The organism is Paenalcaligenes sp., from assembly GCF_030152715.1.
GTDB classification, from domain to species: domain Bacteria; phylum Pseudomonadota; class Gammaproteobacteria; order Burkholderiales; family Burkholderiaceae_B; genus Paenalcaligenes; species Paenalcaligenes hermetiae.
The window spans coordinates 1-14,640 of record NZ_JASLIX010000028.1 but is presented as its reverse complement, the minus strand read 5'-3'; the positions used below and the strand labels follow the sequence as shown (position 1 = coordinate 14,640).

The 14,640-nt window shown below is 49.5% G+C and carries 18 protein-coding genes; 14 read left to right on the top strand and 4 right to left on the bottom strand.

The features are described 5' to 3' along the window. The 4 genes from Q1V74_RS01820 to Q1V74_RS01805 form a co-directional block, all read right to left on the bottom strand. The coding region (locus tag Q1V74_RS01820) for an MFS transporter (protein ID WP_300646797.1) at positions 1-540 on the bottom strand (540 nt) is incomplete at its 3' end. 8 nt (positions 541-548) lie between these two features. After that, a complete protein-coding gene (gene glmU, locus Q1V74_RS01815; protein WP_300646796.1) occupies positions 549-1,919 on the bottom strand; it encodes a bifunctional UDP-N-acetylglucosamine diphosphorylase/glucosamine-1-phosphate N-acetyltransferase GlmU in 1,371 nt (456 codons plus the stop codon). A 15-nt stretch (positions 1,920-1,934) separates the two neighbouring features. Continuing rightward, on the bottom strand, positions 1,935-2,675 hold the full coding sequence (locus Q1V74_RS01810; protein ID WP_300646795.1) for a PhaM family polyhydroxyalkanoate granule multifunctional regulatory protein: 741 nt from the start codon (positions 2,673-2,675) through the stop codon (positions 1,935-1,937). A 39-nt stretch (positions 2,676-2,714) separates the two neighbouring features. Then, positions 2,715-3,539, bottom strand: a complete 825-nt coding sequence (locus Q1V74_RS01805; RefSeq protein WP_300646793.1) for an NUDIX domain-containing protein — start codon at positions 3,537-3,539, stop codon at positions 2,715-2,717. Between the two features lie 94 nt (positions 3,540-3,633). On the opposite strand from Q1V74_RS01805, the gene Q1V74_RS01800 reads away from it, so the two are divergent. The 14 genes from Q1V74_RS01800 (at position 3,634) to hisA (ending at position 14,604) form a co-directional block, all read left to right on the top strand. Next, positions 3,634-4,263, top strand: a complete 630-nt coding sequence (locus Q1V74_RS01800) for an SCO family protein (RefSeq protein WP_300646792.1) — start codon at positions 3,634-3,636, stop codon at positions 4,261-4,263. Positions 4,264-4,367: 104 nt separating this feature from the next. Then, positions 4,368-5,189 (top strand): ABC transporter ATP-binding protein, encoded by an 822-nt coding sequence (locus tag Q1V74_RS01795; protein ID WP_300646791.1) that lies wholly within the window; start codon positions 4,368-4,370, stop codon positions 5,187-5,189. Further along, complete coding sequence (gene mlaE, locus Q1V74_RS01790; protein ID WP_260650830.1) at positions 5,186-5,974, top strand: lipid asymmetry maintenance ABC transporter permease subunit MlaE; 789 nt, start codon at positions 5,186-5,188, stop codon at positions 5,972-5,974. Before Q1V74_RS01795 ends, mlaE begins: the two co-directional genes overlap by 4 nt. 16 nt (positions 5,975-5,990) lie before the next feature. Continuing rightward, positions 5,991-6,446, top strand: coding sequence for an outer membrane lipid asymmetry maintenance protein MlaD (gene mlaD / locus Q1V74_RS01785; RefSeq protein WP_260650831.1), 456 nt, complete (start codon positions 5,991-5,993; stop codon positions 6,444-6,446). A gap of 41 nt (positions 6,447-6,487) precedes the next feature. Continuing rightward, positions 6,488-7,306 carry a VacJ family lipoprotein gene (locus Q1V74_RS01780; protein ID WP_300646790.1) on the top strand — a complete coding sequence of 273 codons (819 nt, stop codon included), beginning with the start codon at positions 6,488-6,490 and terminating at the stop codon, positions 7,304-7,306. 24 nt (positions 7,307-7,330) lie between these two features. Further along, complete coding sequence (locus tag Q1V74_RS01775) at positions 7,331-7,972, top strand: phospholipid-binding protein MlaC (RefSeq protein ID WP_260650834.1); 642 nt, start codon at positions 7,331-7,333, stop codon at positions 7,970-7,972. 87 nt (positions 7,973-8,059) lie between these two features. Next, a complete protein-coding gene (locus Q1V74_RS01770) occupies positions 8,060-8,821 on the top strand; it encodes an ABC transporter ATP-binding protein (RefSeq protein ID WP_300646789.1) in 762 nt (253 codons plus the stop codon). Between the two features lie 95 nt (positions 8,822-8,916). Then, complete coding sequence (locus Q1V74_RS01765; protein ID WP_260650866.1) at positions 8,917-9,675, top strand: ABC transporter permease; 759 nt, start codon at positions 8,917-8,919, stop codon at positions 9,673-9,675. Positions 9,676-9,678: 3 nt separating this feature from the next. Beyond that, positions 9,679-9,918 carry a BolA family protein gene (locus tag Q1V74_RS01760; RefSeq protein WP_260650836.1) on the top strand — a complete coding sequence of 80 codons (240 nt, stop codon included), beginning with the start codon at positions 9,679-9,681 and terminating at the stop codon, positions 9,916-9,918. Beyond that, the gene (gene murA / locus Q1V74_RS01755) at positions 9,918-11,180 is read left to right on the top strand and encodes a UDP-N-acetylglucosamine 1-carboxyvinyltransferase (protein ID WP_300646788.1); all 1,263 of its coding nucleotides are present in this window, start codon (positions 9,918-9,920) and stop codon (positions 11,178-11,180) included. Before Q1V74_RS01760 ends, murA begins: the two co-directional genes overlap by 1 nt. Next, a complete protein-coding gene (gene hisG / locus Q1V74_RS01750) occupies positions 11,177-11,863 on the top strand; it encodes an ATP phosphoribosyltransferase (RefSeq protein ID WP_260650838.1) in 687 nt (228 codons plus the stop codon). Before murA ends, hisG begins: the two co-directional genes overlap by 4 nt. 51 nt (positions 11,864-11,914) lie before the next feature. Continuing rightward, the gene (gene hisD, locus Q1V74_RS01745; protein ID WP_300646787.1) at positions 11,915-13,219 is read left to right on the top strand and encodes a histidinol dehydrogenase; all 1,305 of its coding nucleotides are present in this window, start codon (positions 11,915-11,917) and stop codon (positions 13,217-13,219) included. A 13-nt stretch (positions 13,220-13,232) separates the two neighbouring features. Further along, positions 13,233-13,820 (top strand): imidazoleglycerol-phosphate dehydratase HisB, encoded by a 588-nt coding sequence (gene hisB, locus Q1V74_RS01740; RefSeq protein ID WP_260650840.1) that lies wholly within the window; start codon positions 13,233-13,235, stop codon positions 13,818-13,820. 43 nt (positions 13,821-13,863) lie between these two features. Continuing rightward, positions 13,864-14,604 carry a 1-(5-phosphoribosyl)-5-[(5-phosphoribosylamino)methylideneamino]imidazole-4-carboxamide isomerase gene (gene hisA / locus Q1V74_RS01735; protein ID WP_300646786.1) on the top strand — a complete coding sequence of 247 codons (741 nt, stop codon included), beginning with the start codon at positions 13,864-13,866 and terminating at the stop codon, positions 14,602-14,604. The last annotated feature ends 36 nt before the right edge of the window (positions 14,605-14,640 follow it).

Sequence of the window (14,640 nt, the reverse complement as noted above, 5' to 3'; positions counted from 1 at the left end):
AAACATCCAACGCCACGAGGCCAAATCCAAAATAAATGCACCTAGCGACGGACCTAATACTGCCGTCAACGAGACCGTCATCGCGTTCAGACTTAGGCCCATAGCTAAACGCCGCAACGGATAAATATTACGTACCAAACCACCAAATAAGCACATCAGCATGGAAGAGCCCAGCCCTTGTGCAATCCGCGCTAAAATTAATGTAGTAAAATCTTGTGAAAATGCTGCGCCTAATGATGCCAATAAAAATACGGTGGTGCCGGCCGCAAACATGCGCCCCAAGCCGATGCGCTCGGCTATTGCCGACAACGGCAGCAAGGTCATCACAATAGTCAGGCTATAAGCAATGGCAACCCATACCACCGCCGCAGCCGGAATCGCCATTTCCGCGGCAATCGTCGGCAAAGCCACATTGGACATACTTGCGTCCAATACGGTAATCGCAATCGCAGCCAATAGCGTCGCCGCCGCATAATAGCGGCGGGGCTTAGGCAAACCATCCGGTAGATCTGCTATAGAAGAAGTGGAAGAACGAGTCACTCAGAAACTTAATTTTTTTGTGGACGTTGCCAAGTGGTTTTTTGCACTTGTTGTTTAGGTGATAAGACCAAACCATTTTCTGCCGTATCTCGCACCACGGTAGTGCCAGCTGCAACAGTGGTGTTTTTACCGATCGTCACCGGTGCGACCAACTGAGAATCCGAGCCAATAAAAGCGTCATCACCAATGACTGTGCGAAATTTATTAGCGCCGTCATAGTTACAGGTAATCACCCCAGCGCCGATATTCACCCGCTGCCCCACTGTAGCATCGCCAATATAGCTCAAATGGCTGGCCTTAGCGTTTTGGGCAAACTGACTGTTTTTGATTTCCACAAAGTTACCCACATGCGCTTGATCTCCCAATTGAGTTCCGGGGCGCAAGCGCGCAAAAGGACCTATAGAAACCCGCTCTGCGGCTTGGCTTTGATCAATATGACTGAATGCATGCACCACCGTGCCGGCTCCCAGCTGCGCCTCTTTAATCACGCTGTGCGGCCCAATGTGAACCCCATCACCCAAGACGACCTGCCCTTCAAAAACACAGCCGACATCAATAAATACATCACGCCCACATTGTAACTGTCCACGAATATCGATTCGCGCAGGATCAGCCAGCGTTACCCCTGACTCCATCAGCCGACGCGCTAATTCACCTTGCCAAGCACGCTCTAATTGTGCTTGCTGTAAACGACTATTAACCCCTAGCGTTTCCCACGCATGTGTAGGGTGCGCCGCATGAACAGCCACACCATCTGCTACCGAGAACCCAATAATATCCGTAAGATAATACTCTTGCTGTGCATTATTATTGTCTAAGCGAGCCAACCAATTTTTTAGTTGGGCCGTGGGTGCAGCGATAATCCCGGTGTTCACTTCGTTAATTAAATGCTCTTGAGCCGTGGCGTCTTTATGCTCTACGATGCGCACAATATGGTTAGCCTCATTACGCACAATGCGCCCGTACCCCGTAGGGTCAGTCAGAAACTCGGTTAGTACGGCCATCCCATCTTGGCGGGCTTCGATCAGTGCCTGCATGGTTGCGGTCTGCACTAAAGGCACATCCCCATATAAAATTAATGTTGTATCTGCCGCTTGCTCCCCCCCTACTAACTTAGAGACTGCCTGTTGCACGGCATGCCCCGTTCCTAGCTGTGGCTGCTGTAACACAAACTGCAAATCCGTCGCCTCGGCAAACTGCGCTTGTACCTGCTCTGCGCCATGACCCGTCACCACAATGATGGCGTCAGGCTTTAAGGCGCGGGCACTATCAACTACATGGGCGAGCATGCTTTTACCCGCAATTTGGTGCAAAACCTTAGGTAAATCAGACTGCATTCGCGTCCCTTTACCCGCCGCTAAAATTACAACATTTAACATAATAATCCTATTGTTTTATTCCTTAGGGGTGCTGGTTTTTTTTGCTGCTTTTTTGGCTACCGCTTTTTTCGCTGCAGCCTTAGTCGCTTTTTTCGCAGTACTGGTGGTTTTAGTAGAGCGTTTTACCGCCTTTTTTGCAGCGGTGGTTTTTTTGCCTAATGTCGTATCTGCCGAAGGGGTAGGCATCGTCGCAGATAAATTCTCTGCGACATTCTGTGCTTGCTGCATTGATTGTGCTGTTGCTTGCGTTAGGGTTTCGAACTGCTGCTGCATCATATCCCACCACGCTTGTCCTGCTTTAACTAATATATCGTTAGATGGATCAGCCGCCTCTGGGGTATCGGTTGATGCCGGCGCCGCTTTAGCCGAGGCAGAAGCCGTATCTGCTGCTGAGGACGACTGTCCAAACGAAGACATAGTCGCTTGCGTCATGGCCTCAGCAAGCCCAGGCATCGCCGCTAACCCCTCTTCGGCAAAGGACTTTAGCGTTGCTAGGGTGCTACGCTGAATTTCTAGGCCTTGGATCGTACTCGACAGCATGGATAAATTTAGCTGTAACCAGTTTTCAACCGCACGTAATTCTTTGATGCGCTTATCCAGATCCTCCGCAGAAGGGATCGCCGCACTCGGGTTAGATAACCCCAATGGGTTTGCTGCCATACTCTCCCACATTTGATGCATCATATTCATGCTAGTAAACAAGGGGTTGTCCTGCCCAAGCCCCATACCAGGAATATCAAAGGGATTTTTCTGCATAGGATCCACCTCCTAAAAATAATCAGGGATATGCTCGTATTATGCCTGCATTAACCGTAAGCGCACACTATCGATTAACACCATTTCCGCTTCTATAGTAAAAAGCCCCGCCTGTGCCATATCCCACCACTCGGCAATGGTTAACAAGCGAATCTCACTGACCTCACCATCTTGGTTTTTGGGAATGACGCCATCGGGCAATACACAATCATTTACTAAGACATTTTCGACTTGGTAGCCCTCAGGCAGACGCCGATACATACGTAATAACATACGCATAGGTTCTCGAGCCTTCAAATGCTCTGGCAATAAGCCGGCCTCCTCCTCGCTTTCACGCAGCAACGACGTATCCAAGTCCTCGTGTGCGGTCGCCAACCCCCCAACCAAGGTATCCCACATGTTCGGGTCAGTAGGCTTATTCGCTGCACGCTTCGCTACCCATAAACGCCCATCCTGACTCCAAGCATTTAAATGCACCGCCTGGGTTAACAAACCGAGCGGTCGCATAGCGCCCCGTTCTATTGCAGCGAGCTTTTCGCCTTCAGCGATCACATCCAAGCGCTCATCACGCCATGCTTTAACCAGCCCCGCCTCATGAAGACGCTGTGCAATATGTGCTAAAAAATCATCCAACTGTGGGCTAGGCTGATCACACCAGGCTATATGAATCGCTTCGTCTGTTACTTGCACCCCCGCTATCTCTTGCAAGCAATCTTTCGCCGCGGCTGTTGCCCACCCTGCCACCCGCCCACAAACAGTAATAGGCAAGCTACCATCAGGCGGTAAATCCTGTGCTAGGGAAACTAAGTGCTGATAACGTTGATCTAATTCAGCTAAAGATGGCAATAAAAGTGTATTTGTCATTATGATGAATCTATATTAGTGGGAGCTGTCATCGCCCATGGCGATATTGTATCGTGCACCGCTTTTTATGATTAGAACAAGTTAATGGACTACCATGGTGAGTGTATCTAAAACCCCTTCTCTGTTTTTACGCTGGCTTGCATTGTTTTTCTTGCTTAGCAGCATTTGGCTACTAGCCAGTTGCGATGCCAACTCCAAGAAATCGACATTTATTGGCCATGATATCAGTGGAACTGGCTTAGGAAAGCATCTAGCCATGCAAGATAGTAACGGACAGTTACGCACGCTGGCAGACTTTGAGGGCAAAATTGTTATCGTGTTCTTTGGTTTTACCCAATGTCCAGACGTATGCCCAACCGCCTTAAGCCAGCTAGCGCAAGCCGTCAACCAACTTGGGGAGCAAGCGGATCAGGTTCAGGTCATCATGATCACAGTTGACCCTGAACGCGATACCGGAGCTGTTTTGCAAGACTACGTGCAACTGTTTCATCCCGATTTTATTGGTTTAACTGGTACAGCGGAACAGCTCCATAAAACCGCCCAGTCTTTTAAAGCCTTTTACGTCAAAGTCCCAAGCCTGGACCCCAACCAATACAATATGGATCACTCAGCAGCTTTTTACCTAATTGACAGGCACGGCCAAGCTCGCAGCCTACTCAATGGCGATGCCAGCCCTGATGATCTTGCTCATGATATTCAGCTGCTTTTAGACGAAAAGCACTAAGACATGGATGATGCAGCGGTTTTGCTCAGACGTGACTGCTAACGTCAGGACTTACTAAAAAACGCGCAAACGCTACAATAGCTTTTTACTTAATCATTGTTTTTATGACCTCTACCGTATCGACCTCTACCGTTTTGGATTTTACCGACGTCGCCTTAGGCTACGGGGATTTCACTGTACTACAGCACATCAATCTTCAGGTCGCTCCTGGGCAAGTTGTAGCGCTGATGGGTGGCTCCGGTTCAGGTAAAACAACGCTTTTGCGTGCAGCAACTGGACAGATTGTGGCCCAAGCCGGCACAATCACAGCTTTTGGGCAGGATCTTGCTGCACTCAATGCCGAGCAGCTCCAACACATGCGTAAACGTATGGGCGTGCTTTTCCAGCATGGTGCGCTGTTTACTGACCTGAACGTCTTTGAAAATGTCGCTTTTCCGCTACGGGAACACACTAAAAAGTCAGAAATTGAAATTTCTCGCTTAGTTCTTGAAAAGCTGGATGCCGTTGGTCTGCGGGCCGCTGCACATTTGTCTATTTCTGAAATTTCAGGCGGTATGGCACGGCGTGTGGCTTTAGCACGCGCTATCGTACTGGAACCCGAGCTTATCTTATATGATGAGCCATTTGCTGGGTTGGACCCTATTTCCCTAGGGATTACCGCTCAATTGATCCGTGATTTAGCAGATCAGTTAAACTGTGCTTCGATTATTATTACTCATGACGTGCCCGAGTCTTTTAAAATCGCTGATCATGTTTATATTGTCGGCCAAGGCAAACTCATCACGCACGGCACACCTAAGCAGTTGTCTGCATCTACCGATGCATATGTACAACAGTTTTTGCATGGTAAACCGGACGGCCCCATTGCATTTAACTACCCCGTCACGCCGGCTTTTGAGCGCTGGTTAGCCCAAAGAAAACTATGAACTTTATTACCACGCCCATTTCCGCTCTAGGTAAACATCTACGCCAAAGCCTGTATGCTTTAGGCGCGTTTACTCGTTTGTTTTTTGCCCTGCTTGCGCGTACGGGTGTGATTTTTAGCCGCCCACGGCTAGTCAGCCAACAAATCCACTTTATTGGTAATTATTCCCTACTAATTATTAGTATCTCAGGCTTGTTTGTGGGCTTTGTTTTAGGTCTACAAGGCTATTACACCTTAAATCGATATGGCTCTGAAGAAGCGCTGGGGCTACTTGTTGCGCTCTCTTTAACACGCGAGCTCGGCCCTGTGGTCACCGCATTATTGTTTGCTGGGCGCGCGGGTACCTCGCTTACTGCCGAAATAGGTCTCATGAAAGCTGGGGAACAAATTGCTGCCATGGAGGTCATGGCTGTTGATCCCATGCGTCGTATTCTTGTGCCACGCTTATGGGGAGGCATGATTGCCATGCCCATTTTGGCAGCGATTTTTTCCATGGTCGGCATTATTGGTGGTTGGGTCGTAGGCGTGCTAATGATTGGCATTGACCCCGGGGCATTTTGGTCACAAATGCAAGATGGGGTAGATGTTTTTAATGATGTGCTCAATGGTGTCATCAAGAGCCTGGTCTTTGGTTTAGTCGTCACCCTAATTGCGTTATATATGGGTTGGACCGCTAAAGCCACGCCCGAAGGCGTTTCCCGTGCGACCACCCGCACCGTTATTAGCGGCTCACTCGCCGTACTGGGGCTGGACTTCTTGCTCACTGCCCTGATGTTCAGCAATTAATTTTGGAATAGTTATTATGTCAAATAACAAAAGCGATTTTTGGGTCGGCCTATTTGTGTTACTAGGCATCATCGCCTTGGTATTTTTGGCCTTGCGCGCCGGTAACCTGAGCACTTTTTCTTTTGCTCCTACCTATCGGGTACATGCCTCTTTTGATAATCTAGGTGGCTTAAAAGTCCGCGCACCTATCAAAAGCAGTGGTGTGGTTGTTGGTCGAGTGGTCGAGATTGGCTTTGATAACCAAGAGTTCCGCGCGACAGCCGTCTTTGAAATTGATCAAAAATATCAGTTCCCCGAAGACACTTCTGCATCCATTTTGACTTCTGGGCTCTTAGGCGAGCAATACATCGGTCTGACTCCCGGAGGCAGTGACACTGACCTTAAAGATAACGACACGATTTTATACACTCAAAGCGCTGTGGTGCTCGAAGAGCTAATCAGCAAGTTCCTCTATAGCAAAGCCAGTGATTAACAGCTGTGCTTTTCGTGCCACCTTTTCACTTTAAGCCCATTATGTCTATATTGCGATCGACTATGCCCTCTACGACGTCTCGCTTAGGTCGCGTAGGCGCTATCAGCGCAACGCTAGCGTTTGTTACCGGTTGCGCTACCGTCCAAACTCCAAACCCCAACGATCCATGGGAAAGCTATAACCGCACCATGGATAAAATAAACTACAACGTAGACCAAGCACTTATCCGTCCTATTGCTAACACTTACAAAACGCTCACGCCTCGGCCTGCGCGAACCTGTATTAGCAACATGTTTAATAATCTCGGAGACGTCTGGTCAGCGGCAAATAGCTTTCTACAAGGTCGCCCCCACGATTTCTTTAACAGCCTAGGCCGGGTGTTATTTAACAGCACCATGGGTATTGGGGGCTGCTTTGATGTTGCAACTAAAAACGGTTCGAAACGTATTCCTAACGATTTTGGGACTACGCTAGGCGTATGGGGTATCGGCTCTGGTCCGTATGTGGTCTTGCCCATTATTGGACCAAGCACTGTACGTGATACCACTGCTCTCGCAGGTGGTGCCGCAGTAGGTTTTAGCCAAAGCTCTCCCATCACCTCCATTAAAAACGTACCAGTACGCAACTCTATTATGGGCTTGTACTTTGTAGATTTACGTACTGGCCTCTTAGATGCCGAAGAGCTGGTCAACGATATTGCTATTGATCGCTACAGCTTTATTCGCGATGCTTACCTACAGCGCCGCCAGTCTCTCATCAATAGCAAGTTACGTGACCCGTTTGACGATAGTTATGGTGATGATTTGCCTGACTACGAGGACTACGATGACTTCGACGACGAAGCCCCCGTTAACCCATAACTTCTATCGCCTCAAGGATGACTTATGCTGTTTGTAAAACGTTTATTTTCTACTTTTATTCTGACCTTACCCTTTTTGCTAGGCAGCCTCACCGCCCATGCAAAAATGGTCGATGCTAAACTACCTCCTGCCGAGTTTATCCAAGCTGTTGCTGATCAAACGCTAGAGGTAGTCAAACAAGACAAGGCTGCTCAAGCCGGCGATCGTCAAGCCATTAACCGCTTAGTCGATCAATATGTGTTGCCTTATGTAAATTTTGAAAAAACCACACGGCTAGCTGCCGGTCGCCACTGGCGTCAAGCAAGCCCAGAGCAGCGCCAACAGCTGGTGGACGCATTTAAAAACACTTTGATCCGTACCTATAGTGGTGCCTTAGCTAACGTAGATCAGCTTTCAGCCATTAAAGTCGGTCCTTTCCGCGGTGACCCAAATGCCGCTGATGTCGTAGTACGCTCAACCATCAGCCAAAGCAATGGTCCAGATGTTGGTGTTGACTACCGTATGGAAAACACGCCAGAAGGCTGGAAAATTTACGACTTGAACGTAGAAGGCATTTGGCTTATTCAAAACTACCGTAATCAGTTTTCCCAAGTGGTTACAGAAAAAGGGGTGGACGGATTGATTCAAACCCTCAATACTCAGTCCATGCCCGCACAAAACCCTTAAAACCATAGCCTTACCTTTAGGCTTTGGCCTACTCTCATCTATAATAGAAGTCTGGCTCATGGTGAGCCAGATTTTTATTGTGTAATCATGTCTGCCATTCAACTCGAAAACGTTTCTAAAATTTTCCCCCCTGCTAAAAAAGGGCTGTTTGGGCAAGCTTCAGGCCCTGGATTCCAGGCGCTTAAAGACATTAACCTAACGGTTGAACATGGGGAGTTTTTTGGTCTGCTCGGCCCAAACGGCGCTGGAAAAACCACCATGATCTCTATCTTGGCGGGTTTAACGCAAGCCACTACCGGTCGCGCGACTATTTGTGGCTATGATGTTATTGCCGATTACAAGAACTCCCGTCGTGCTTTAGGTGTAGTCCCCCAAGAAATTGTGTACGACCCCTTTTTTACGGTACGCGAAACCTTACGTTTGCAATCCGGCTATTTTGGGCTGCGCAATAATGATGATTGGATTGATGAAATCCTGCATAACCTAGGGCTTTCTGATAAAAATGACACCAACATGCGTGCGCTCTCAGGCGGTATGAAACGCCGTGTTCTTGTAGCGCAAGCTTTGGTGCATCGCCCTCCGGTCATTATTCTGGATGAACCCACCGCCGGCGTCGACGTGGATTTACGTCGTGGCCTCTGGGAATTCATCACCCGCCTAAATCGCGAGGGTCATACCATTTTACTGACCACCCACTACCTCGAAGAGGCCGAAGCCCTTTGTGGTCGTATCGCCATGCTTAAAGCGGGCGAAATCGTTGCATTAGACACCACGGCGGCCTTGCTTGAGCGTGTCGGTGGCGATGACCTAGAAGAAGCTTTTGTTCGTATTATGCACGCGGAAAAATAACCATGACTCAACCAACTCCTGTTAAACACTGGGGGGTGCCTGAGCCTGCGGCACCATCCTCTACACAGGCGCCTAAACTAAAGCCTCAACCCGATATGGGCTCAGGCTTTCCAGCGCTCTTTCGCAAAGAGCTCATGCGCTTTTCTAAAGTGGCATTTCAGACGGTGGCTGCCCCCGTACTGACCGCTTTACTTTATTTGCTAATTTTTGCTCATGTACTCGAAGACCGCGTTCGTGTTTTTGAAACGGTGCCTTATACTCAGTTTCTGATCCCCGGTCTCATGATGATGAGTATGTTGCAAAACTCCTTTGCGAACCCCTCCTCGTCACTCATACAAAGCCGTATCACTGGGAACTTGGTTTTTATTTTGCTACCACCCATATCCCATCGCGAAATCTATTTCGCTTATGTGGGGGCTGCCATTATCCGTGGATTAACGGTCGGCATTTGTGTCTGGTTGGTCTCCCTCTTTTTTGTGCGTTTGCCTGTTGCGCATCCGCTCTGGGTGATTAGCTTTGCCGTCCTATCTTGCGGTATTATGGGCTCTCTTGGGGTCATTGCAGGTTTATGGTCTGAAAAATTCGACCAGCTCGCTGCATTCCAAAACTTTTTAATCATGCCAGCCACCTTTTTATCTGGTGTGTTTTATTCTATTCATAGCCTGCCACCTTTTTGGCAAGCCGTATCGCACTGGAACCCCATTTTCTATACCATTGACGGTTTTAGATATGGGTTTTTCGCCGCCTCAGACGTGTCACCATGGCATAGCTTAGCCGTGGTTGGTTCTGTGTTTGTGGTGCTTTGTTTACTCTCGCTACGCCTGCTTGCTTCAGGTTATAAACTACGGAATTAAAATATGTTGCCGACACCCGAACTCGTACAAAAGTACATTGCCGACAACTTGAACTGTGAACACATCGAAGTCCAAGGGGATGGCTCTCACTTTGAAGCCATCATTGTTAGCCCTGCCTTTGAAGGCAAAAATCGTATCCAACGTCACCAAGTTGTATATGCCGCACTGGGTGACCGCATGAAAAGCGAAATCCATGCGCTATCCATGCGTACTTATACTCCCGAAGAATACAAGGCTCTATAATGGATAAACTACGCATCACCGGTGGCCAGAAACTCCACGGGGACATTACTATTTCTGGCGCCAAGAATGCGGCGTTACCGATACTTTGTGCCAGTCTACTCACCGCCGACGACATACAACTGCACAATGTCCCACGGTTACGCGATATTGATACGGCATGCCAACTGCTCGCGCAGCTTGGCGTGCGCGCTCATACCGAAGGCGAGTCCATTACGCTCAATGCCTCTGCCATCACTAGCCTAGAAGCCCCTTACGAGCTCGTCAAAACCATGCGGGCTTCTATTTTGGTGCTTGGTCCACTGCTAGCGCGCTTTGGTAAAGCCCGCGTCAGTCTACCCGGCGGCTGCGCTATCGGGCAACGACCCGTTGACCAACATATCAAAGGCTTACGCGCCATGGGCGCCGACATCGAACTAGAGCACGGCTTTGTGGTCGCTACCGCCTCACGCCTAAAAGGCGCCACAATTCGTACCGATATGGTCACTGTGACCGGAACAGAAAATCTGCTGATGGCAGCCGTACTCGCCGAAGGCGAAACCATTCTTGAAAATGCGGCCCAAGAGCCCGAAATCGTGGATCTGGCCGAACTCCTTATTAAAATGGGCGCCAAAATTTCTGGCCATGGCACAGAGCGTATTGTGATCCAAGGGGTGGATAAACTTCATGGCGCCACCCACGCCATTATGCCCGACCGCATCGAAACGGGTACGTTTTTATGCGCTGTGGGTGCAACGGGTGGGGATATTTTACTGCGCAATACTGCAGCCAGCACATTACAGTCCACTTTGGATAAACTCACCAAAGCAGGCGTCAACATTGAATGCGGCCCAGACTGGATTCGTGGTCGTATGGACCAACGTCCTCAGTCCGTCAGCTTTAGCACCGCCGAGCACCCGGGTTTTCCTACGGACATGCAAGCGCAGCTCATGGCACTCAATGCCCTAGCCAATGGCACAGCGATTATTGTTGAAAATATTTTCGAAAACCGCTTCATGCATGTCCAAGAGCTTATCCGCCTAGGTGCCAAAATTGAAACCGATGGCCACACCGCTCGCGTCAAAGGCGTAGAAAAACTACTCGGTGCGCGCGTAATGGCAACCGATTTACGTGCATCTGCTAGTCTCGTTATTGCCGGCTTAGCCGCCCAAGGCGATACCATTATTGATCGTATTTATCATTTAGATCGCGGTTATGACCGCATGGAAAACAAACTCGCAGCCGTAGGCGCTCAAATCGAACGCCTGCATCAGGAATCCCTATGAGTCCAGCCAACCCAAACCGTCCCTTGACCTTAGCCCTTTCCAAAGGTCGAATTTTTGATGAAACCATGCCCTTGTTAAACCAAGCAGGCATCGACGTTTTAGAAAACCCAGAAAGCTCACGCAAACTCATCTTGCCAACCAACTCACCGGATGTACAAATCATCATTGTGCGGGCAACCGATGTGCCCACCTATGTGCAATATGGTGCCGCACATATCGGTATTGCTGGCAAAGACGTTCTCTACGAGCATATGGAGCATCACCCAGGCGGTTTGTATCAACCTGTGGACTTAAACATTGCGCGCTGCCGTATGTCTGTGGCGGTCCCCGAAGGCTTTGATTATCACAATGCTGTCAAACAGGGATCACGCTTACGGGTTGCAACCAAATACACGCGTGCAGCCCGCGAACACTTTGCCAGCAAAGGTGTCTACATAGACCTTATTAAACTCTATGGCTCCATGGAGCTAGCCCCCCTGGTTGGTTTAGCGGATGCTATTGTGGACTTGGTTTCTACAGGTGGTACCTTACGTGCCAACCGGTTGGTCGAGGTCGAGGAAATCTCCCAAATTTCCTCTCGACTCATCATAAACCAAGCCGCCATGAAAACCCGCCAAACTCAACTTCAGCCCCTAATTGATGCTTTAATGCACGCTGCTGTTGAGCCAAAGCCCAAAAACTAGGCGAACCGATATACACTATTTACATGTATTCGCTTTGGAAACTTTGTTCTTATGACCGTTATTCGCCGTTTGCAGTCTGACTCTGCCCTATTTCAAGCTGAACTCACACAGCTACTTGCCTTCGAGGCATCCCAAGATGCCTCTATTGAAAACGCCTGTAGAGAGATTTTGCAGCAGATCCGCCAGCGCGGAGATGCCGCTCTAATCGAATACACCCATCGTTTTGATGGTGTACAAGTACAGCATGCGCATGAGCTCGAGATCTCACACGACGAATTACAACAAGCGCTAGTAGGCTTACCCGCTGACCAACGCGACGCTCTAGAGACCGCCGCGCAACGGATTCGGCAATACCATGAACATCAACGAGGCCAAAGCTGGACCTACACCGAAGACGATGGCACCACTTTAGGCCAAAAAGTTACCCCTCTGGATCGAGTCGGGCTTTACGTCCCCGGTGGCAAAGCTGCCTATCCCTCCTCGGTATTAATGAATGCGCTTCCCGCCAAAGTAGCGGGGGTTCAAGAGCTCATCATGGTCACCCCCACCCCCCATGGCGAGCGCAATCCATTGGTTTTAGCTGCAGCTGCACTAAGCGGAGTAGATAAAGTCTACGCCATTGGCGGAGCCCAAGCTGTTGGGGCGCTGGCCTACGGCACAGAAACCATCGCTGCCGTCGATAAAATCGTTGGCCCTGGCAACGCCTATGTGGCCGAAGCCAAACGCCGCGTTTTTGGTACAGTAGGGATCGATATGATCGCTGGCCCTAGCGAAATCCTCATCATTGCGGATGGCAGCGCTCCGGCAGAATGGGTCGCCATGGATTTATTCTCTCAAGCAGAACATGACGAGCTGGCCCAATCCATCTTACTTTGCCCCAGCGCCGATTACCTAGATGCCGTAGAGCAAGCCATTCAAGACCTATTACCCACGATGCCTCGTGCCGAGATCATCAAAAAAAGCTTAGCCGATCGTGGTGCCCTGATTAAGGTCAGAAATCTACAAGAAGCCTGTGATATTGCTAACTTTATCGCACCAGAGCACTTAGAAATCTCTACCGTTAATCCCGAAAACTGGCTAGAGCATATCCGTCATGCTGGGGCGATTTTCCTTGGGCACTATAGCTCAGAATCACTCGGTGATTATTGCGCCGGCCCAAACCATGTCTTACCCACTTCTCGCACTGCGCGTTTTTCCTCGCCCCTAGGGGTCTATGATTTTCAAAAACGTAGCAGTATTATTCAAGTATCCCAATCTGGGGCACAAAGCTTAGGTCCAATTGCTGCAACCCTTGCTAAAGGCGAAGGTCTATTCGCACACGCAGCAAGTGCCGAGCTTCGTCTCCAAGATTCTTAATTTATTACTTACTATGCGTACTGCCGAAGTTACTCGTAATACCAGCGAAACCCGTATTCGCGTGTCGATCAATTTAGACGGTACCGGTCGTCAAAACCTAAATAGTGGCGTGCCCTTTTTGGATCATATGCTCGACCAAATCGCACGCCATGGCATGATTGATCTGGACATTCATTGCGATGGGGACACTCATATCGACGACCACCACACGGTGGAAGACATTGGTATTACTCTAGGTCAGGCGGTGGCAAAAGCCATCGGGGACAAAGCGGGTATTCGTCGTTATGGACATGCTTATGTGCCCATGGACGAAGCCTTATCCCGTGTTGCCATCGACTTCTCCGGCCGTCCAGGTCTGTTTTATTTTGTCGACTTTACCCGCGCTCGCATCGGTAACTTTGACGTAGACTTGGCTCGTGAGTTTTTCCAAGGCTTTGTTAACCACGCCCAAGCCACGGTACACATTGATAACCTGCGCGGTGAGAATGCTCACCACCAATGCGAAACCATTTTTAAAGCCTTTGGTCGCGCCGTTCGTATGGCACTGGAAATGGACCCACGTAATGAAAACGTGATCCCCTCCACCAAGGGTGTACTCTAACCTTTAGCTTGTTCACTTTTACGCATTTATTGGCTATAACATCATGCTACTCATTCCTGCCATCGACCTCAAAGACGGACGCTGTGTACGTTTGCGCCAAGGCGCACTAGATGACGTTACTGTTTTCTCCGATGATCCCGCTGCTATGGCGGAACAATGGCTAGACCAAGGGGCGCGACGTCTGCATCTGGTCGATCTTAACGGCGCATTTGCTGGCAAACCTGTCAACCAAGACGCCATTGCAGCGATTTTGGATGCCGTCAATGACGAGATCCCGGTGCAAATTGGTGGTGGTATCCGTGATCTCGACACCATTGAGACTTATCTTGATATGGGTATGCGTTATGTCATTATTGGCACCGCTGCCGTAAAGAGCCCTGGTTTTTTACGTGATGCCTGTAGCGCCTTTCCCGGTAGCATTATTGTTGGGCTAGACGCCCGTGATGGCAAAGTTGCCACCGATGGCTGGAGCAAAGTCTCCCGCCACGATGTGCTTGACCTTGCCAAAAAATTCGAGGACTACGGTTGCGAGTCCATCATTTACACTGACATTGGTCGTGACGGCATGCTCTCTGGCGTTAACATCGAAGCCACCGTACGTTTAGCTCAACACGTCAATATCCCTGTTATCGCCTCCGGTGGGGTTACCGATATCAAAGATATCAAAGCCTTATGCGAAGTCGAGAACGAGGGTGTAGAGGGTGTGATTTTAGGCCGGAGTATCTACGAAGGCACCTTGGACTTCGCCGAGGCGCAAACCTTTGCTGACGAGTACGAAGCATGAAATCTGAACCATCTTGCCGTATTATCCCCTGCCTTG